The sequence below is a fragment of the Streptomyces sp. NPDC097981 genome (genome assembly GCF_040302565.1).
Lineage (GTDB): Bacteria > Actinomycetota > Actinomycetes > Streptomycetales > Streptomycetaceae > Streptomyces.
On the sequence record NZ_JBEORW010000059.1, the window covers coordinates 15,011 to 34,662 of the forward strand.

14 protein-coding genes are annotated in these 19,652 nt (G+C 70.2%); 4 read left to right on the plus strand and 10 right to left on the minus strand.

The genetic code is table 11. The features are described 5' to 3' along the window. Position 1: 1 nt before the first annotated feature. The 3 genes from ABTY04_RS35900 to ABTY04_RS35910 all read left to right on the plus strand — a co-directional run bounded on the left by ABTY04_RS35900 (position 2) and on the right by ABTY04_RS35910 (position 5,054). A complete protein-coding gene (locus tag ABTY04_RS35900; protein WP_352217656.1) occupies positions 2-1,261 on the plus strand; it encodes a sugar ABC transporter permease in 1,260 nt (419 codons plus the stop codon). A 253-nt stretch (positions 1,262-1,514) separates the two neighbouring features. Next, on the plus strand, positions 1,515-3,431 hold the full coding sequence (gene dxs, locus ABTY04_RS35905; protein WP_352217644.1) for a 1-deoxy-D-xylulose-5-phosphate synthase: 1,917 nt from the start codon (positions 1,515-1,517) through the stop codon (positions 3,429-3,431). 126 nt (positions 3,432-3,557) lie between these two features. Next, positions 3,558-5,054, plus strand: coding sequence for an amino acid permease (locus ABTY04_RS35910; RefSeq protein WP_352217645.1), 1,497 nt, complete (start codon positions 3,558-3,560; stop codon positions 5,052-5,054). Positions 5,055-5,163: 109 nt separating this feature from the next. On the opposite strand, the gene ABTY04_RS35915 is transcribed toward ABTY04_RS35910, so the two are convergent. Beyond that, positions 5,164-6,228, minus strand: coding sequence for an LCP family protein (locus ABTY04_RS35915; protein ID WP_352217646.1), 1,065 nt, complete (start codon positions 6,226-6,228; stop codon positions 5,164-5,166). A gap of 125 nt (positions 6,229-6,353) precedes the next feature. Between ABTY04_RS35915 and ABTY04_RS35920 the strand changes: the two genes are divergently transcribed. Beyond that, positions 6,354-7,499 (plus strand): PLL family lectin, encoded by a 1,146-nt coding sequence (locus tag ABTY04_RS35920; protein WP_352217647.1) that lies wholly within the window; start codon positions 6,354-6,356, stop codon positions 7,497-7,499. A gap of 16 nt (positions 7,500-7,515) precedes the next feature. On the opposite strand, the gene ABTY04_RS35925 is transcribed toward ABTY04_RS35920, so the two are convergent. The 9 genes from ABTY04_RS35925 to ABTY04_RS35965 all read right to left on the minus strand — a co-directional run bounded on the left by ABTY04_RS35925 (position 7,516) and on the right by ABTY04_RS35965 (position 19,317). Further along, a complete protein-coding gene (locus ABTY04_RS35925; protein ID WP_352217648.1) occupies positions 7,516-9,117 on the minus strand; it encodes a glycosyltransferase family 2 protein in 1,602 nt (533 codons plus the stop codon). Between the two features lie 13 nt (positions 9,118-9,130). After that, positions 9,131-9,940, minus strand: coding sequence for an Ig-like domain-containing protein (locus ABTY04_RS35930; protein ID WP_352217649.1), 810 nt, complete (start codon positions 9,938-9,940; stop codon positions 9,131-9,133). A gap of 12 nt (positions 9,941-9,952) precedes the next feature. Continuing rightward, a complete protein-coding gene (locus ABTY04_RS35935; RefSeq protein WP_352217650.1) occupies positions 9,953-10,759 on the minus strand; it encodes a rhamnogalacturonan acetylesterase in 807 nt (268 codons plus the stop codon). A gap of 2 nt (positions 10,760-10,761) precedes the next feature. Further along, positions 10,762-12,267 carry an SDR family NAD(P)-dependent oxidoreductase gene (locus tag ABTY04_RS35940; protein ID WP_352217651.1) on the minus strand — a complete coding sequence of 502 codons (1,506 nt, stop codon included), beginning with the start codon at positions 12,265-12,267 and terminating at the stop codon, positions 10,762-10,764. 73 nt (positions 12,268-12,340) lie between these two features. Beyond that, the gene (locus tag ABTY04_RS35945; protein ID WP_352217652.1) at positions 12,341-14,335 is read right to left on the minus strand and encodes a hypothetical protein; all 1,995 of its coding nucleotides are present in this window, start codon (positions 14,333-14,335) and stop codon (positions 12,341-12,343) included. 168 nt (positions 14,336-14,503) lie between these two features. Further along, positions 14,504-15,544, minus strand: coding sequence for a phage baseplate protein (locus ABTY04_RS35950; RefSeq protein WP_352217653.1), 1,041 nt, complete (start codon positions 15,542-15,544; stop codon positions 14,504-14,506). A 128-nt stretch (positions 15,545-15,672) separates the two neighbouring features. Next, positions 15,673-17,802, minus strand: a complete 2,130-nt coding sequence (locus ABTY04_RS35955) for a 3-hydroxyacyl-CoA dehydrogenase NAD-binding domain-containing protein (RefSeq protein WP_352217654.1) — start codon at positions 17,800-17,802, stop codon at positions 15,673-15,675. Then, positions 17,799-19,025, minus strand: a complete 1,227-nt coding sequence (locus ABTY04_RS35960) for a thiolase family protein (protein ID WP_030234769.1) — start codon at positions 19,023-19,025, stop codon at positions 17,799-17,801. The genes ABTY04_RS35955 and ABTY04_RS35960 overlap by 4 nt, the downstream gene beginning before the upstream one ends. 130 nt (positions 19,026-19,155) lie before the next feature. Further along, positions 19,156-19,317 carry a hypothetical protein gene (locus ABTY04_RS35965; RefSeq protein ID WP_352217655.1) on the minus strand — a complete coding sequence of 54 codons (162 nt, stop codon included), beginning with the start codon at positions 19,315-19,317 and terminating at the stop codon, positions 19,156-19,158. Positions 19,318-19,652: the final 335 nt, after the last annotated feature.

Below are 19,652 nucleotides of genomic sequence, written 5' to 3' on the forward strand. Positions count from 1 at the left end.
CGTGGCCAAGCTGGCCAACCCGGCCGCGCCGGCCGACGCCATTCCCGCGGTGGACCCCCGGCTGCTCGTCCGCGAGCAGGGGCTGGCCGGCTACCTGAGCGAGTTCGGCCGCAAGATGAAGGCCGGCGACCTGGGCTCCCTCCCGGTCGTCATCGGCCTGATCATCATCTGCGGCATCTTCCAGGGGCTGAACGCGAACTTCCTGTCCCCGGAGAACCTCACCAACATCGCGATCACCATGGTCGCCACCGGCATGATGGCCGTCGGCATCATCTTCGTGCTGCTGCTCGGCGAGATCGACCTCTCGGTCGGCTCGGTCAGCGGTGTCGCGGGTGCCCTCTTCGCCGTCCTGGCCGTCACCCACGGGGTCAACGAGTGGGTGGCGATCCTGGCCGCCGTCGCCGGCGGTGCCCTGATCGGCTCGATCCACGGCTTCTTCTTCGCCAAGATCGGCGCGCCGGCCTTCGCGGTCACCCTGTCGGGCCTGCTCTTCTGGTCCGGCGCCATGCTGCAGATCCTCGGCAGCAACGGCACGATCAACATCGACCCCGACGGAGTGGTGGGCCAGCTCACCACGTACTTCTTCACGGACGTGGCGGCCGGCTACGGCCTCGCCGCGATCGCGGTGATCGGGTACTTCCTGGCGAGCTTCTTCGACAACCGCCGCCGCGAGGCCGCGGGCGTCCCGTCCCGTCCGCTGAGCGAGATCCTCCTGCGCACGGGCCTGCTGGCGGTCTTCACCTTCGGTCCCGCCGCGGTGTTCAACCAGTACAAGGGCCTGCCGCTGGCGGTCGTGCTCTTCGTGGTGGTGCTGGCCGGCACGGACTTCCTGCTGCGCCGCACCACGTTCGGCCGGAACGTCTTCGCCCTCGGCGGCAGCGTCGAGGCGTCCCGCCGCGCCGGCATCAGCGTCGTCGGGATCCGTGTCGCGGTGTTCACGATCTCGGGCACCTTCGCGGCCATCGGCGGCCTCTTCTGGGCCTCCAAGATCGCGGCGGCCAACCAGAGCGCCGGCGGCGGCGACCTGCTGATGAACGTGATCGCGGCGGCCGTGATCGGCGGCACCAGCCTCTTCGGCGGCCGGGGCCGGACCTGGAACGCCCTCCTCGGCGTCATGGTCATCACCTCGATCCAGTACGGTCTGGCCCTCCAGGGCATCGCCACGCCGATCCAGTACATGATCACCGGTGCGGTGCTGCTGGCCACCGTGGTGATCGACTCCGTCACCCGCAAGACGCAGAAGACGGCCGGACGCGCCTGACACCGCACCCGATGCGGTAAGACCGGTCACAGTGCCCGGTGCCACCCCGTGTGGCACCGGGCACGCGTGCGTACATCTGTGCGTACACCTGTGTGGGTATACGCCTGAATGTGAGGTGTAGCTTCAAGCCGATCTGTACAGGGATTCGTGCGGGTATGGCCAAGCTGTGACCCGCCTGCGGCAGCCCGATGACCACGGTCGCCGACGGAACATTAGACTCGACAGACCAGCAAGCAACTGCAAGGAGGCACGGGTGCTGCTGACCCGCATCAAGGGACCGCGCGATCTGGACCGGCTCAGCCAGGAGGAGCTCAACCAGCTCGCCGCCGAGATCAGGTCCTTCCTCGTCGACGCCGTCTCCAAGACCGGCGGGCACCTCGGCCCCAACCTCGGTGTGGTCGAACTGACGATCGCCCTGCACCGGGTCTTCGACTCGCCGAAGGACAAGGTCCTCTTCGACACCGGCCACCAGGCCTACGTCCACAAGCTGCTCACGGGCCGCCAGGACTTCGGCGGCCTGCGCACCAAGAACGGCCTGTCCGGCTACCCCTCGCGCGCCGAGTCCGACCACGACGTGGTCGAGAACTCCCACGCCTCCACCGTGCTGGGCTGGGCCGACGGCCTGGCCAAGGCCAACGAGGTGCTCGGCCGGGAGGACCACCACGTCGCCGCCGTCATCGGCGACGGCGCGCTGACCGGAGGCATGGCCTGGGAGGCGCTGAACAACATCGCCGCCGCCAAGGACCGTCCGCTGGTCATCGTCGTCAACGACAACGAGCGCTCGTACGGCCCCACCATCGGCGGCCTCGCGAACCACCTCGCCACCCTGCGCACCACGGACGGCTACGAGCGCTTCCTCGCCCGCGGCAAGGAGATCCTGGAGCGCACCCCGGTCGTCGGGAAGCCGCTCTTCGAGACCCTGCACGGGGCCAAGAAGGGCCTCAAGGACTTCATCGCCCCTCAGGGCATGTTCGAGGACCTCGGCCTGAAGTACATCGGGCCCATCGACGGCCACGACATCGACGCCCTGGAGTCCGCGCTGCAGCGCGCCAAGCGCTTCAGCGGCCCGGTCATCGTGCACTGCCTCACCCAGAAGGGCCGCGGCTACACCCCGGCCCTGGAGCACGAGGCGGACCGCTTCCACGCGGTCGGCGTGATCCACCCGGACACCGGACTGCCCGTCAAGACCGCCGCCGCCAGCTGGACCTCCGTCTTCGCCGACGAGATGGTCAAGCTCGGCCACGAGCGCGAGGACATCGTCGGCATCACCGCCGCCATGCTCCACCCGGTCGGCCTCAACAAGTTCGCCGAGGCCTTCCCGAACCGCATCTACGACGTGGGCATCGCCGAGCAGCACGGCGCCACCTCGGCGGCCGGCCTGGCCACCGGCGGGGTCCACCCGGTCTTCGCGGTCTACGCGACCTTCCTCAACCGGGCCTTCGACCAGGTCCTGATGGACGTGGCCCTGCACAAGTGCGGTGTCACCTTCGTCCTGGACCGCGCAGGTGTCACCGGCGACGACGGCGCCTCCCACAACGGCATGTGGGACATGTCCATCCTCCAGGTCGTACCCGGCCTGCGGCTCGCCGCCCCGCGCGACGCCGAGCAGCTGCGCGCCCAGCTCCGCGAGGCCGTCGAGGTCAAGGACGCCCCGACCGTCGTGCGCTACTCCAAGGGCGTCGTCGGCCCGGCCGTCCCGGCCGTCGGCCGGATCGGCGGCATGGACGTGCTGCGCACCCCGGCTCCCGAAGTCACCCGTCCGGACGTACTGCTCGTCTCGGTCGGCGCACTCGCCCCGATGTGCCTGGAAATCGCCGACCTGCTCGACAAGCAGGGCATCTCGACGACCGTGGTCGACCCCCGCTGGGTCAAGCCCGTGGACGAGGCCCTGGCCCCGCTCGCGGACCGGCACCGCGTGGTCGTCACCGTCGAGGACAACGGCCGCACCGGCGGCGTGGGCGCGGCCGTCTCGCAGGCGCTGCGCGACGCGGGTGTCGACGTACCGCTGCGCGACTTCGGCATTCCGCAGCGATTCCTCGACCACGCCCTCCGCAAGGAGATCATGGCGGAGATCGGCCTGACCGCGCCGGACATCGCCCGGCAGGTCACCGGCCTGGTCGCCAAGCTCGACGGGCGGTTCGACAGCGAGCCGGCCGCTGCCGTCGACTAGCCGGCCCGGCCGGCCGGAACACCCGGCCGTAGATCGCCGCGCGGTTGCACGTCACGGGCCGGGAGATCACCCTTGAGGGGTGGGCCTCCCGGCCCGTTCGTGCGTCGTCACCTGCCGGAGGCGTCGGTGAGCAAGGATCTGAACAGCCCATTCCGTACCAAGACGGTGGAGCAGTCCATCCGCGACACGGAGGAGCCGGAACACGCGCTCCGGAAGTCGCTCTCCGCCTGGGACCTGACGGTCTTCGGTGTCGGCGTCATCATCGGCACCGGCATCTTCGTGCTCACGGGCATCGCAGCCCGGAACAATGCCGGCCCCGCCACCTCCCTGGCCTTCATCGCAGCGGGCGTCGTCTGCGCCCTCGCAGCGCTCTGCTACGCCGAGTTCGCATCCACCGTGCCGGTGGCCGGCTCGGCGTACACCTTCTCGTACGCCTCGATCGGCGAGCTGCCCGCCTGGATCATCGGCTGGGACCTGGTGCTCGAGTTCGCGCTCGGCACCGCCGTCGTCGCAGTCGGCTGGTCCGGGTACATGCGCCACCTCATGCACACCAACCTCGGCTGGGACCTGCCCACCACGCTGAACGGGCCCGACGGGGGAGGAACCTTCGATCTGCTGGCCTTCCTGCTGGTCCTGGTGCTGACCACGATCCTCGTCGTGGGGACGAAGCTCTCGGCCCGGATCACCGCGGTCGTCGTCGCCATCAAGGTCTTCGTGGTCCTGCTGGTGATCGTCGCGGGCCTGTTCTTCATCAAGGCGGACAACTACACCCCGTTCATCCCGCCGGCCCAGCCACAGCCCCCGGGCAGCGGCCTGCACGCGCCGCTGGTCCAGGTGCTCTTCGGCTACGAGCCCACGAACTTCGGTGTCATGGGCATCTTCACCGCGGCCTCTCTCGTCTTCTTCGCCTTCATCGGCTTCGACGTCGTGGCCACCGCCGCCGAGGAGACCAAGAACCCCCAGCGGGACATGCCGCGCGGCATTCTCGGCTCGCTGATCATCTGCACCGTGCTCTACGTCGCCGTGACGCTGGTGGTCACCGGCATGCAGAAGTACACGCAGATGTCGGCCAGCGCCCCGCTCGCCGAAGCCTTCAAGTCCGTGAACCAGCCGTTCTTCGCCGGCGCCATCAGCCTCGGGGCGGTTGTCGGGCTGATCACCGTGTGCATGATCCTGCTGCTGGGCCAGACCCGCGTGTTCTTCGCGATGAGCCGTGACGGACTGCTGCCTCGTGTCTTCTCCGTCACCCACCCGAAGTACCGCACCCCGTACCGGGCGACCATCCTGCTCGGCGGCATCATCGCCATCGTCGCCGGTTTCACCAGCCTGGAGAAGCTCGCCGAACTGGTGAACATCGGCACCCTGTTCGCCTTCGTGGTGGTCGCCCTCGGTGTGATCGTCCTGCGCAAGACCCGCCCCGACCTGCACCGGTCCTTCCGCACCCCGTGGGTGCCGGTGATCCCGATCCTGTCGATCGCGGCCTCGTTCTGGCTGATGCTCAACCTGCCGACCGAGACCTGGATCCGGTTCGCCATCTGGATGGTTGTCGGCTTCGGCGTCTACTTCCTGTACGGCCGCCACCACAGCCGCCTCGGCAAGGCAGGCCGGGACGCGAAGTACTAGCGGGCCGTCCCACGACGAAGCGGGCCGTACGGGAGTGGTCCCCCGTACGGCCCGCTTTCACGTGACGCGTGGCGCGTGGTCTGTGGCGTGTGGTGTGTGACGCGCGGCGTCAGCCCTTCGCGGGCGACTTCTTCGCGTCCGCCGGGATCTTCTGGTCGGTGCGCAGGGCCTCCCACAACGTGCCCGCCTGCGGTTCCGCCACGATCACCCGGTTGGGGTCCACCTTGTCGTAGGCGACCGGCAGCATGATCGTCTCCATGGTGTCCGGGTCCACGCCCTTCATGCTCTGGGCGAAGTCGGCCAGGGAGGTGAGCGAGGCGAGGTCGGAGTCGGTGGTCAGCGACTTCGTGCCGGCGTCGGCGAGCTTGTAGAGCCGGGCGGGGTTGCCGAGCGCGTCCTGCTTCTTGATCTCCGAGAGCATGGCCATCATGAACTGCTGCTGGAGGCCTATGCGCCCGAGGTCGCTGCCGTCGCCGTAGCCGTAGCGGGTACGGACGAACTTGAGCGAGTCGGTGCCGTTCAGCCGGTGCGTGCCCGCGTCGAGCTTGAGGCCGCCCTTGGCTCCGCTCATCGGCTTGTCCAGGGTGACGGTGACCCCGCCGAGCGCGTCCACCAGGCCCTTGAACCCGGCGAAGTCGACCTCGACGAAGTGGTCCACGCGGATCCCGGACATCTGCTCCACGGTCTTGACCACGCACGCCGGACCCGCCAGCGAGTAGACCGAGTTGAACATGACCCGGTTCGCGGGCCCGACCGTCTTGCCGTCGGCGTCCTTGCATTCGGGCCGGCTGATCAGGGTGTCGCGCGGGATGCTCACCGCGGTGGCCTTGGACCGGCCCTCGGGTATGTGCACCAGCATCGCGGTGTCCGAGCGGGCGCCGCTCACATCGCCGTGGTCGAGGTCCGCGTTGGCCCCGGCGCGCGAGTCGGAGCCGAGTACGAGGACGTTCTGCGCGCCCGCGACGACCTTCTTCGGGCGGTTGTCGCCGATGGCCTGGTCGAGGTCGACGCTGTCGATGTTGCCGTTGAGATGGCTGTAGGCCCACCAGCCCGCGCCACCGGCCGCGAGGATGAGCACGGCCACCGCCAGCAACACGATGCGCAGGGCGCGCCTGCCGCCGCGCCGCGGTCTGCGCCGAGACGAAGGGGAAGTGGCCGAGGGCCGGTCGGTCATGGAGGCGGAGCCCTTCTATTATCGATGGGGTGCATCATAAGACACACTTTCGAGTGGCTGGTTCTTTCCGGTGAAGAACCCTGCCACTCGCGCAGGACATACTCGGCAGAAGGGCGGACGGCGGCGTGATCCGAGGCAAAGGCGGTAGCAGTACCGCCTCTTCCGCCCGCGGGGCGCAGGACGCATCCCCGGGCGGAACGGGTTCCCGCAGGTCCTCGCCACCGGCCGGAAACTGGCTGTTCAAGGGGAACGACGGCCGCCTGACGGCCTACGCCTGCACGCCGAACGGCCTGCTGCGCTGGACCGAGGCCGCGGCTCCCCGCACCGGCTGGACCGGCCCCGACGCGTTCGAGGTCCCGGGCTGGATGGGCACCGTCTCGATGGCGCAGAGCCGCGAGGGGTACGTGCATTTCGTCGCCCTGCGGGCCGCCCAGGACGGTTCGGGGCAGCCGGAAGTCATCGTCTCCACCCAGTTCCAGCCGGGCCGCGGCATGATCGACTGGCACAGCCTCGGCACCCCCCGTCTGCGCGGAGGCCCCGAGGGCGACCGGCTGGCCGGCCCGCCGCGGATCGCCGTCAACCAGCGCTCCGGCTCCACGCACGTCCTCGTCTCCCTGCGCCGCGGCGGCATCCTGCGCCGCAGCCGCAACGCCGAGGGAGCATGGGGCGGCTGGAAGCAGGTGTCCCCGGAGCCGTACGAGAGCGGGGTGACCCCGCTGATGCCCGCGGGCGGGCAGCTGGAAATGCTCGTCCTCGGCCCCGCCGGCGCGGACCGCTGGGCCGGCATAGGCCAGGGCCGCTTCGGGCTCGCGCACCGCATCCCCACACCGGTCGTCCCCGGCACCCCGGCCGTCTGCGAGACGGGCCCGCGCCGGGTGACGTACTTCTGGCGCTACCCGGGCGACGGATCGCTCGTCGCCTGGCGGGCCGGCCAGCAGGGATCCCAGGGCGGCCTGATGGGCCTCGGCGGCGCGGGCGGCCGCGGAGCCCCGGGCGTCGTACGGGCCGACCTCGGCGGCTACGACTGCACGGTGCTCGCGCAGACGGGCGCGGAGGGCGACATCGAACTCACCGCCTACGTCACCGAGAACGAGAGCTACGGCACCTGGTGGGTCTCGCTCGGAGGCCACGGCGCGTACGCCCCCCAGGTGGCGGTCGACACCTCCGGCCGGATCGTCGTCACTGCGTTCGACGCGGACGGCTCCCTGATCTGCACCCGCCAGGACACCAGCCGGCAGGGTCTGGAGTTCGGCCCCTGGGACGCCGCCTGAGGCGGGGCGCCCGGCGTCAGGTGAGGCGCGGAAGCGGCGTCCGCTGGGACACCTCGATGCTGAGCCCGCCCGACTCCGTGTAGTACGGCATCGCGGCCAGCTCCATGCCCCGCGCACCGGGAGCCGGCGCGATCCGCACCGGCATCCGGGCCGTGGTGTCGAGATCGCCGGAGCGGCGCGGCCCGAGCCGCACCTCCTGCGTCACGCCCTCGAACCCGACCGCGAGGTAGACGTCCCACGTGCCCGGCGCCAGCGGCCAGCCGCTGGAAGTCTGCGCCAGGTTGACCCGTGCCGAGAAGCGGCCCATCGCCCGCGGCTTGCCCTTGGAGTTGGCCAGCGTGTCGTCCCGGCGGGCCGTCACCGCATAGCTCTCCTGCGCACCGCTCGTCCGCTCCCGCAGCACCACCCGGGTCGCGCGGTCCTTCGTCGACAGCTGCTCGTAGAACGCGAAGCCGTCCAGCATCAGCATCGGCCCCTCCCACCGCGCCTTCTGCAGCTCGTGGGTGACGGTCATGTCGCCCGTGATGTCGAACAGTCCGTCCGGCAGCCCGGCCTGCGGGTCGCGGAAGAACGGCAGCGTCGTGAACACCCGGCCGTTCTCCACTGTCTTGCGCACGGCCGGCCGGTCCTTGTCCGCCTCGAACGCGGCCATCCGCTGCGCCTCGGGGAAGCGGCCCTGCGCCAGCAGCGCGAACCGTACGGCGACCGTGCGCGGCAGCAGCGCCAGCGCGCCCGGGGAGGCCTGGGTGCGCAGCACCTCGGCCGCGGCCCACAGCGCCTGGTCCCGCTCCGCCGGGTCGGTGGCGGACAGCAGCGCGGTCGCGGTCGCCTTGCCGAGCTCCACCTCCAGGTGACGCGACTGGAGTTTGTCCCGCCGCGGCCCTTCGGGCAGCTGCGAGGCGATCAGCGCCAGCATCCGGGAGGCGAGGGCGACCCGGTCCGCGAGCGTCACGCGGGCCGCCGGGGAGGGCCCCTTGACCACGCAGGTCGCGTCGCCGACCACCGAGACGTTGTCCGCCCCGATGAACGCGCCGGCGGTGAACGCCTGGTCGTCGCCGATCGGCATGTCGGTGGGGAAGGCCAGCCCGCGCCGGTGGAGCAGGCTGGTGCGGAACAGCTTGTCCGGGGTCAGCGACCAGTAGACGCGCGTGGCGTACAGATCGGTGTAGGCCTGGTTCTTGCGGAACATCGAGGTCGCCACCGCGTGCCGGCCGGAGCTCTCCAGCTTGCCCAGCACGACGTCGGCCTCGTTCGCGTCGGCCGCCGCGACCATCCGCTCCAGGGCGTCGGGCGCGAGCCGGTCCGTGGCCTCCAGGAAGATGACGTACCGTCCGCGGACCTGGCTCAGCGCCCAGTTGCGGGCCCCGGCCGGGCTCAGCCCCTGCGAGACCTGCCCCACCCGCACGAACGAGGGGTACTGGTGGGCGGCCCGGGCCAGCACCGACCCGCTCTCGTCCGTCGAACCGTCGTCGACGCCGATGACCTCCAGCCGGTCCGTGCCGATGGACTGCACGAGGACGGAGGCCAGACAGGCGTCGAGCGCGGCGGCCTGGTTGCAGACGCGGACCGCGACGGTCACGTCTTTGACGTCGGTGGGGCGCACGGCGGCGGTGTTCATGGTCCTGTGTTCCTCATCGGTTCCGCGCGGACTGGTCGTGCCGGGGCCACGGCATCTCCCCGCTCAGTTCGGGCCACTGCCAGGGCCGGAAGGCGATGTCCGCCGTCTGCGCCGGGAAGACGCCCGGGGTGTGCTCCAGTGAGCCCACGAAGACGTTGACGTGCGAGGTCTGGTTCTCCCCGGCCGGGGTGGCCACCGTGTACTCGAAGCGGTCGTAGCCGGTGAAGGAGGGCGCGGGCGTGTACGTCACCCAGCCGTCGTACGACAGCTGCGCGTCGCCGCCGCGGGGCTGCGTCACGGAGACGGCCGAGCTCCCCGCCGGGGCGGCGGACAGCACGTTCACCGTGCCCGGCCGGCCAGGTTCGGCGGCGATGCGCAGGCCCCGCGCCGTCACCGGCCGCAGCGGCAGCGCGTCGGCGTCGAGCCGGGCCGTCCGCACCAGCTTGCGGCCGGTCGCGTCCGGGACGGCGACCACGATCTGGGGCCGGATCCGGGGCGCGGTGGCCGTGTCGTGGATCCGCAGGTGCAGGACGCCAGTGCCGGTCTCGCCGGCCTCGGCGCGGACCCGGAACCAGCGCTGCCGCGGGAAGTACTCCAGCCCCTGCACGGCGACGATGTCGCCGGAATCGGCCAGCGGCGCCTCCAGCAGATAGGCGCAGCCCCGCGAGGCCCCCTGGTCGGGTGCCACGGACAGGCCGAGCTGGACCGTCTCGCCGGGCGCCACTCCGCGCCGCGGGTCGGCCGAACTGTACAGGGCCGCGTAGACGGCGCCCGGGGACGGCTCGTCGCCGAGGGCCCGGCCCCGGCCCAGGAGGTGATTCACGTGCCGGACTCCTCAGGCGCCGGGGAACTGGGACACACGGGACGCGGTGCGGTGCTTGAACGTCTCCTCGTCCAGCCAGCCCATCTCGTCGTACGAGAAGCGCGTGCGGTCGAGGTCCCGGCCCCAGTGGGCCGGGATGACGCCCTGTTCGAGCATGCTGCGGACGGCGAACCGGGCGCACTCGATGGCGCCTTCGGCCCGCAGGTGCACGTTGTCCGCGTCCAGGACGTGTTCGAGCAGCGGTTCGCCGCGCCGCAGGTAGGTGAACACGGACTTGGTCGCCTCCGGACCGAGCTCCTCCCACCACTGCAGGCTCTGCCCGTACATGTCGACGACCGGCACGTGCTCGTCCTCGGCCAGCTGCCGGGCGGCGACCGGGTAGTCGCCGAGGAACCGGGCCACGTTGCCGTGCCGGTCGATCCGCCGCCGCTCGTACGGCAGGTAGATCACCGGGTGGCCCTGGCGCTCCCGCGCACCGTCCACGTACGCCCGCATCTGCTCCAGGAAGGTGGAGAACGGGTCGGTGTGCAGGCCCGGGTCCGGCTTCCAGTCCGTCTGGCCGAAGCCGAACAGCAGGTAGTCGCCCGCCTCCATGGTGTCGAGGATCCACTGGAGCCAGCCGCGCTCGCGGAAGCTCTTGGAGCTGGCCCGCGCCCGGGCGCAGGCGACCACCTCCACCTCGTCGGAGAGGAAGAGCGGCAGCACCTGCGCCCACCCGGCCATGGGCAGGTAGCTGTAGGGGCGGCTGACCGCGTTGGAGCCGCCCACCACGAAGATCTTCGGGCGTCGGCCGTGCTGCTGCCCGGGTGCGTACGTCACGCCTAGACCCCCTGGTCCTCCGCGGTCTGGACCAGCACGGACGCCAGCGCCGCCTCGAAGCCGGAACGCTGCGCGGGCGTCGTGGTCGGGTCCTGCTTGCGTACGTCGATGACGTGGCCGGTCATCTCGGACACCAGGACGTCCAGCGAGGTCAGGGCGACCGACTCGGACGTGAGCAGCGAGGCCGAGGGCTCCCGGCCGAACGCCTTGGTGCGCATCGGGGTCGCGGTCCGCTCGGGGTTCACGCAGTTGACGCGGATGCCGTCCTCGGCCCACTCGTCGGCGAGCGCCTGGGTCAGGTTGACCATGGCGGCCTTGGTGGAGGAGTACAGGCTGTACTCGGCGCGGCCGCGGGTGTAGCTGCTGGAGGTGAAGAGCAGCAGCTGGCCCTGGGTCTCGCTGAGGTACTTGTACGAGGTCCGGGCGATGTTCACCGGGGCGAGGTAGTTGACCTCCAGGGCTTCCCGGATCGTGTCGTTGTCCGTCTCGTCGAGGCGGCCGACGCGCAGCACGCCCGCGGTGTTGACGACGTAGTCGATGCGGCCGGTCTCGGCGTAGGCCTTGGCCAGGGCCTCTTCGACGTGTTCCAGGTTCTCCACGTGCGTGCCGGTGGTGGAGCGGCCCAGGGCGAAGACGCGGGCCCCGAAGCCCTCGGCGATGCGGGAGATGTCGGCGCCGATGCCGTACGAGCCGCCGAAGACCACCATCGTCTTGCCGGCCAGCTGATCGCGGTACGCGGCCTCGCCTGCCTGGGCGGGCGCGGCGTGGGAGGCGAGCTGGAACAGCTTGTCGGCGATGAAGACGTCGACCGGCTGCGTGACCTTCATGTTGTACTCGTCGCCGGTGACGATGTGGACCGGTACGTCGGGCAGGTACTTCACGACGACGGAGCAGTCGTCGGTGGCCTGGAAGAACGGGTCCGTGGCCGCCCGCTCGTACGCGGTGCGGATCGTGGAGAGCCGGAAGCCCTGCGGGGTCTGGCCGCGGCGTAGCCGGGAGCGGTCGGGGACCTCGGTGATGAACTCGCCGTCGTTGCCGTGGGTGCGGGTCACGATGACGGTGTCGGAGGACGGGATGGCGACGTCGACGGCCTCGTAGCGCTCCAGGGACTCGACGCACTCGCGCACGACGCGCTGGGAGAGCAGCGGGCGCACCGCGTCGTGGAAGAGGAGGTTGCAGTCCTCGCCCTCGCCGAGCCCGGCGGCCGCGGCCTCGATGGCGATGCGGGTGGTCTCGCTGCGGGTCGATCCTCCGGCCAGTACCCGGGTGACCTTGCCCAGCCGGGCCCGCTCGACGATGCGGCGGGCGTCCTCCACATAGGCGGGCGTCATGAGGAGGATGACCTCGTCGACGTCCGGCGCGTTCTCGAAGACGTGGAGCGTGTGCTCCAGGATCGGCTTCCCGGCGATCTTGAGCAGCTGCTTCGGTATTTCGAGACCGATGCGCTGACCGGTGCCTCCAGCGAGAACGACGGCGACAGTGCGGTGGGGGACAGGTCTGGAGGACAAGGCTCCTTCTTCCTGAGTGAGGGTGCGGCGCGGCGGTGGGGAGGGCGGTGGGTGGACGGGCGGTGCGACTCGATCACACGGGGAAGGAAGCCTGCTCCGGGTATTCGATGGGGAAGTCGCGCAGCCCCCGCCGGTAGAGGTTGTTGGCGGCCGCGTTGAAACGGACGATCGAGGGCGGGTACTCCTCGCCGAGGAGGTACTCCTTGAGCTGCTCGCGGTAGGGGGCCATGACGTCCCCGCGCGGGTTCAGCGTGGCTTCGATCGCCTCGGTCAGGCCGTTGCAGTCGGCGTCGAGCAGGTAGGAGGCGTACGCCGTCCGCTGCTCGTTGCGGAACTGGTCGTCCGGAAGTCCGTCGAGATTGAAGATGGCGTACGGCTTCAGGGTCGCGACGAAGTCGGAGACGACGCTGGACATGTCGCCGATGAGCAGGTCGGACTGGTTGAAGCAGTCGTACAGGGCCGGGATCCGCTCGGTCACCACATGGTGCGCGGCGTCGGGGAGGGCGTTCCAGTACAGGGCCCCCGCCTGGTTGCGGCTGCGCCGGATGCGCGCGGTCCGCTCCTCCTCGGTGAGGTCCGGGTACTTGGAGCGGACGCCGCGCTCGGAGAGGTCGGCGATGCGCTGGTCGATCCGGGCGAGCTTCTTGGCAGCGGCCTTGGAGTCGGTGAGGTTGCGGCCGAAGCGCCGGGCGTTGTCCTCTTCGAGGAGCGCGATGACGCGGCGGTGCGCGGCGGCGGCCTCGGCGGAGCGGGAGCCGGTGAGCGGGTGCGGCTTGTAGATGATGCGGATGTCGCGCTCGTAGTCGAGCAGTGCCTTGATCAGCTTCTCGCCGGCCGGGATGACCGAGGTGTAGCAGGCGTCGTCGGTCCAGCCCTCCCAGGTGGGGGCGTAGATGACGGTGGGGACGGGGTTGGCGACCCTGCCGGTCCAGCGGTGCAGCGGCATCAGCTGGGGGCGGCCGACCTCGACGATCTGGTGGTGCGACACGGCGTGCTTGATGCGCTCGTACCGGTCGCGGCCGGCCCGGCCGGCCACCCAGATCTCGTCGAAGACCTTGCTGACCCGGTTGCTGCTCGCGAGCTTGTCGCTGTCGCCGTGGCCGATGAAGACGTGCTTGACCTCGGCGCGCTGGAGCATGTGCACGTTCTTGCCCGCGTTGCCGGGGTAGAGGGCGACACGCAGTTCGTCCATCTCGATACGTGCGAGATTGTCCGCTTTCGGAATGCAGATGACGGGGACCGAGGTCGCGTCCAGGTAGCGCAGGGTGGCCCGCTCGCGCAGCACGATGATGGGCCGCAGCTCCAGTGCCTCCAGCGACTCCAGCCACATGTTCACCTGGTACATGAAGTCTTTGGAGATCGCCGCGAAGGTGAAGTAGAGCGCGACCTGGGGTCGGTATTCGGCCAGCTGGTAGTTGAGCTCCTCGATGGCCTCGTCGGTGGTGGGCAGCTTGAGCGCGTTGCGCGCGTCCGGTACCAGCACCAGCAGCGAGAAGTAGGCGAGGAAGACCGTGATGATCATGCCGTATGTGACGAAGCGCCAGTCGTCCGTCGCGATGGTGGCCAGGGCGCCCGCCACCAGCGGGATGTCCAGGTGCAGCGTCTTTCGGACGTGCTTGTTCATCAGGAACGGGTGCGGCATGCGGCGGATGCCGAGCGCCTCCAGGTCCAGCCCGCGGGTGGTGAAGGGCAGCTCGTTGCGCATTTTGCGGACGTGCTTGAGGAGCGCGCCGTACGCGAGCTGGAGGATGAACAGCAGGAGCAGGCCGATGGTGGTCATCTGCGACACGAACGACTCGATGTCGGCGATGGCCCCGCACAGGCCCAGCAGCAGGAACTGCCGGATGAGGAACCGCATCGTCAGGCCGAAGCGCGAGTCGCGCAGCTTCTCCAGCGTCGGCGACTCGGTGTTGTGGAGCATCAGGTCGGCCACGTAGCTGAGCGCGGCGCAGCCGGTGAACAGGGGGAGGGAGGCGAACGCGACGGCGACGAGCATCCCGACGAAGCTGAGGATGAGCCCAGAGGTGATCAGAACGCCGAGCACGGCGCGCAGCCGCTTGGAGCCCATGGTGCGGTGCCTCCCCCATGGAGGTATAAGGATCCTGTGAAGTGTCGCAGTAGTATAAGCAGCCTTGTGGATGGCTCTAGAACGCCTGGTGAACCGAAGGCCAACGATTACGGGCATCCTCACCCGAATATGTGACGACGATCCCTCGCAAGGGGCCCCTCGGGCTCCTCAAGGCGTGTACCGATAGAGCGCCAGCTCGCGCCGGTCCTTCGTCTTCACGGAAAATCCGATGCACAATGCCGGCCGCCCGCCGGCCAGGCTGACCGCGATTCCCTCGGGCTCCCGGTACACAAGATCCTGGGCCACGGTCACGTGATGGCGCCCCTGCGCCTTGCCGGTGCGCACATCGATTGCGGAGACATAGGTATTTCCGCCGGACTTCCGCGGATTGTCCCCGTTCTTGTCGGTGTACGGTCCGCCGGTCAGCACGTAGACGTAGTCCCCGTACAGGGCGCAGCCCTGGAACCACTCCTCCTGCTTGACCTGCACCCCGGCCTTGATGGTCTGCGCGGCGTCGAAGCGGTCGGCAAGGAAGTCCGCCATCCCGTACACCGAGAAGCGGTGCACGCCCTCCTCCTCGTGGCTCACCAGGATCCGTTCGCCGGGCAGGTCGAGCGCGGGGCAGACGTCGGTGGATCCGGGAACCGGGTCGAAATGATGGACCGATTCGTCGGAACTGTCGAGGACCGAACCGTCCTTGAACGGCACCCGCACCACCGTGTGGCCGTAACCGCTCTTGGCATCCGCGCGGCCCTCAACCCATATGTACGTGTGCTGGCCCGTCGGCTCGACACCGCAGGAAATTCCGTGCCCGAAGCCGCGCAGATACATATGTCCGAGCGTTTTCCCGGAACTGCTCAGCCGGGTGACGCACATATCGCCGGCGCTCTTGCGGTCGCCCGAGTCGAGCGGGTCCTCCTCGCCGTCGAGCCGGATACCGCCCTGAACGGTCTGCAATGTGTAGACCTGACCGTTCGTGTCGTCGAACGCGAACGACTGGGGACCCGACGTATTGAACAGAGGAGACGAAGCGAGCAGCTGCGAACCGGTCCGCATGTCGAACTCGCCGGCCATCGGCCGTGGGCCGTCCTGCTCGCCGGCCCCGGCGCGCAGCGCCCAGGACAGACCGCTCGTGGTCAGGCCGGCGGCCACCGCGCCGCCCGCGAACAGCAGGGTCCGGCGGCTGAAAGGTGTCTTGCCATCCGCCATGGACCGTATTCTGCCAGCCCGGCCGCGCCGGCCCGGCGCCGGGCCGCGGCAACGGCGGACGCCCGCCCCCGTGAGGGGACGGGCGTCCGCGGTGCCTGCGCACCGCCGTGCGCACGGGCGTACCGGCGTCAGGCCGGGACGCTCGCCAGACCCGGGGCGAGGAACTTCTTGCCGTTCACGCGCTCCGAGACACCCTCGCGGTCCAGGTACGGCGTGATGCCGCCCAGGTGGAAGGGCCAGCCGGCGCCCGTGATGAGGCAGAGGTCGATGTCCTGGGCCTCGGCCACGACACCCTCCTCCAGCATCAGGCCGATCTCCTGCGCCACCGCGTCCAGGACGCGGTCGCGGACCTGCTCCTCGGTCAGGACGACATCGCCCTGGACCAGGAGCGCGGCGACCTCGGGGTCCAGCTCCGGCTTGCCGGAATCGTAGACGTAGAAGCCGCGCTTGCCGGCCTTGACGACGGCAGCGAGGTTCGGCGAGACGGTGAAGCGCTCCGGGAAGGCGCGGTTCAGGGTCTCGGAGACGTGCAGACCGATCGCCGGGCCGACGAGCTCCAGCAGCACCAGCGGGGACATCGGCAGGCCGAGCGGCTCGATGGCCTTCTCCGCCGTGACGACCGGGGTGCCCTCGTCGATGACGTTCTGGATCTCGCCCATGAAGCGGGTCAGGATGCGGTTCACGACGAACGCCGGGGCGTCCTTCGTCAGGACCGCGGTCTTCTTCAGCTTCTTGGCGACACCGAAGGCCGTGGCCAGCGAGGCGTCGTCGGTCTGCTCACCGCGGACGATCTCCAGCAGCGGGAGGATCGCGACCGGGTTGAAGAAGTGGAAGCCGACCACGCGCTCCGGGTGCCGGAGCTTGGAGGCCATCTCCGACACCGACAGCGAGGAGGTGTTGGTGGCGAGGATCGCGTGCGCCGGGGCGACCGCCTCGACCTCCGCGAACACCTTCTGCTTGACGGACATCTCCTCGAACACGGCCTCGATGATGAAGTCCGCGTCCGCGAAGCCCTCGGCCTTGTCCAGGACACCGGTCACCAGGGCGGTCAGGCGGTTCGCCTTGTCCTGGTTGATGCGGCCCTTGCCGAGCAGCTTCTGGATCTCGGCGTGGACGTAGCCCACACCCTTGTCCACGCGCTCCTGGTCGATGTCGGTGAGGACCACCGGCACCTCCAGGCGGCGCAGGAAGAGCAGCGCCAGCTGCGAGGCCATCAGGCCCGCGCCGACGACGCCGACCTTGGTGACCGGACGGGCCAGGGACTTGTCCGGCGCACCGGCCGGGCGCTTGGCGCGCTTCTGGACCAGGTTGAAGGCGTAGATGCCCGAGCGCAGCTCGCCGCCCATGATCAGGTCGGCCAGGGCCGTGTCCTCGGCGTCGAAGCCCTTCTGCAGGTCGCCGTCCTTCGACGCCTCGATGATCTCCAGGGCGCGGTAGGCGGCCGGGGCCGCGCCGTGCACCTTGGAGTCCGCGATGAAGCGGCCGCGGGCGACCGCCGCGTCCCAGCCCTCGCCGCGGTCGATCTCCGGGCGGGATACCTCGGTGGTGCCGTTCAGCACGTTCGCGGTCCAGAGCAGCGACTGCTCCAGGAAGTCGGCGCCCTCGAACAGCGCGTCGGCGATGCCGAGCTCGAAGACCTGCTTGCCGCGCAGCTGCTTGTTCTGGTTCAGCGAGTTCTCGATGATCACCGAGACCGCGCGGTCCGCGCCGATCAGGTTCGGCAGGATGGTGCAGCCGCCCCAGCCGGGAACCAGGCCGAGGAAGACCTCGGGCAGGGAGAAGGCCGGGATGGCCTTCGAGACGGTGCGGTAGGTGCAGTGCAGACCGACCTCGACACCGCCGCCCATCGCCGCGCCGTTGTAGTACGCGAAGGTGGGGACGGCCAGCGCCGAGAGGCGCTTGAAGACGTCGTGGCCGCCCTTGCCGATGGCGAGCGCCTCGTCGTGCTGCTTCAGCAGCTCGACACCCTTGAGGTCGGCGCCGACCGCGAAGATGAACGGCTTGCCGGTGATGCCCGCGCCGACGATGGAGCCCGCGAGGGCCTCCTGCTCGACCTGGTCGATCGCCGCGTTCAGGTTGGCCAGCGACTGCGGACCGAAGGTGGTCGGCTTGGTGTGGTCGAAGCCGTTGTCCAGCGTGATGAGCGCGAAGCGCCCGGCGCCGAACGGCAGGTCCAGGTGGCGGACGTGCGCGGACGTGACGACCTCGTCCGGGAACAGCTCGGCCGCACCCTTCAGGAGCTCAGCGGTGGTGCTCACTTGGAGTCTCCCTCGGCGTTGAAGTTCGGGTTCTCCCAGATGACCGTCGCGCCCATGCCGAAGCCGACGCACATGGTGGTCAGGCCGTAGCGGACGTGCGGCTGCTCCTCGAACTGGCGGGCCAGCTGCGTCATCAGGCGGACGCCGGAGGAGGCCAGCGGGTGGCCGAACGCGATCGCGCCGCCGTACTGGTTCACGCGGGCGTCGTCGTCGGCGATGCCGTAGTGCTCCAGGAACGCGAGGACCTGGACCGCGAAGGCCTCGTTGATCTCGAAGAGGCCTATGTCCTCGATGGACAGGCCGGCCTGGGCGAGGGCCTTCTCGGTGGCCGGGATCGGGCCGTAGCCCATGACCTCCGGCTCGACACCCGCGAAGGAGTACGAGACGAGGCGCATCTTGACCGGGAGGTTGTTCTCGCGGGCGAAGTCCTCGGACGCGATGATCGCGGCGGTGGCACCGTCGTTGAGACCGGCGGCGTTGCCCGCGGTGACCCGGCCGTGGGTACGGAACGGGGTCTTCAGGCCGGCCAGGTTCTCCAGCGTGGTGCCCGGGCGCATCGGCTCGTCGGTGGTGACCAGGCCCCAGCCCGTCTCGCCGGCCGCCTCGTTGGTGTTGCGCACCGAGATCGGGACCAAGTCCTGCTGGATCTTGCCGTCGGCGTACGCCTTGGCGGCCTTCTCCTGCGAGCGCACGGCGTACTCGTCGGCGCGGAGCTTGGTGATCGTCGGGTACCGGTCGTGCAGGTTCTCGGCGGTCATGCCCATGAACAGGGCGGACTCGTCGACCAGCTTCTCGGAGACGAATCGCGGGTTCGGGTCGACACCCTCGCCCATGGGGTGGCGGCCCATGTGCTCGACACCGCCGGCGAGGGCGACGTCGTACGCACCGAAGGCCACGCCGCCCGCGACGGCGGTCACGGCGGTCAGCGCGCCGGCGCACATGCGGTCGATGGAGTAGCCCGGGACGGACTGAGGAAGGCCCGCGAGGATGCCCGCGGTACGGCCCAGCGTCAGGCCCTGGTCGCCGATCTGCGTGGTCGCGGCGATGGCGACCTCGTCGATCTTCTTGGGGTCCAGGTCCGGGTTGCGGCGCAGCAGCTCCCGGATCGCCTTCACGACGAGGTCGTCGGCGCGGGTCTCGTGGTAGATGCCCTTCGGGCCCGCCTTGCCGAACGGGGTGCGGACGCCGTCGACGAAGACGACGTCCCTGACGGTACGAGGCACGTTGGCTCTCCTCCAGGTGCGGGATGGCACTGCTGCGCGTGGGCGCCGGCTCACTGAGCGGGCGCTCACCTGCCCCATGCTACTTGCGGGTAACCCGTGTGGACACCCTTCGGGGCGGGAGCGGCGAAGGTCACACCGCCCGCATGCGATCGGCAGTCGGGGCGCCGGGTGAGCGCCGCCCTCCCGCCGCGAGGATGTCGCGCATGAGTGCGTACGTGATGTGGGAGCGGCCGCTGCACCAGTCGGCCCGCCCGGGGCCGTGGCGGTGGGGGACGACTGCGTCGTCGTCCACGAGCGCAGCACCCGGTTGGTCTGTCTGGAGCGCCGGGACGGCTCGGTGCGGTGGGACAGCCCGTTCGGGAAGTGGCCGCGGGCGGTGGTGGCCGCGGGCGGCCGCTGCTTCGGCGTGGCGCAGGACGTGCCCGCACTGTCCTGCCGCGACCCGGGGCGGCCGGGCCGGGGGCCCGCGCCGTGCAGGCGTTCGCGCTCACCAAGGGCACGCTCGTGGCGCTCCGGCTGCCGTCCGGCGCGGGCAACGGTGCGGTGGCGCAAGCGGGTTGCCGGGGGCGGCGTAGCGGCGCAGCAGCATGAGCGCGTCGTCGCGGCCGTACGAGGCCAGGTGGCCCA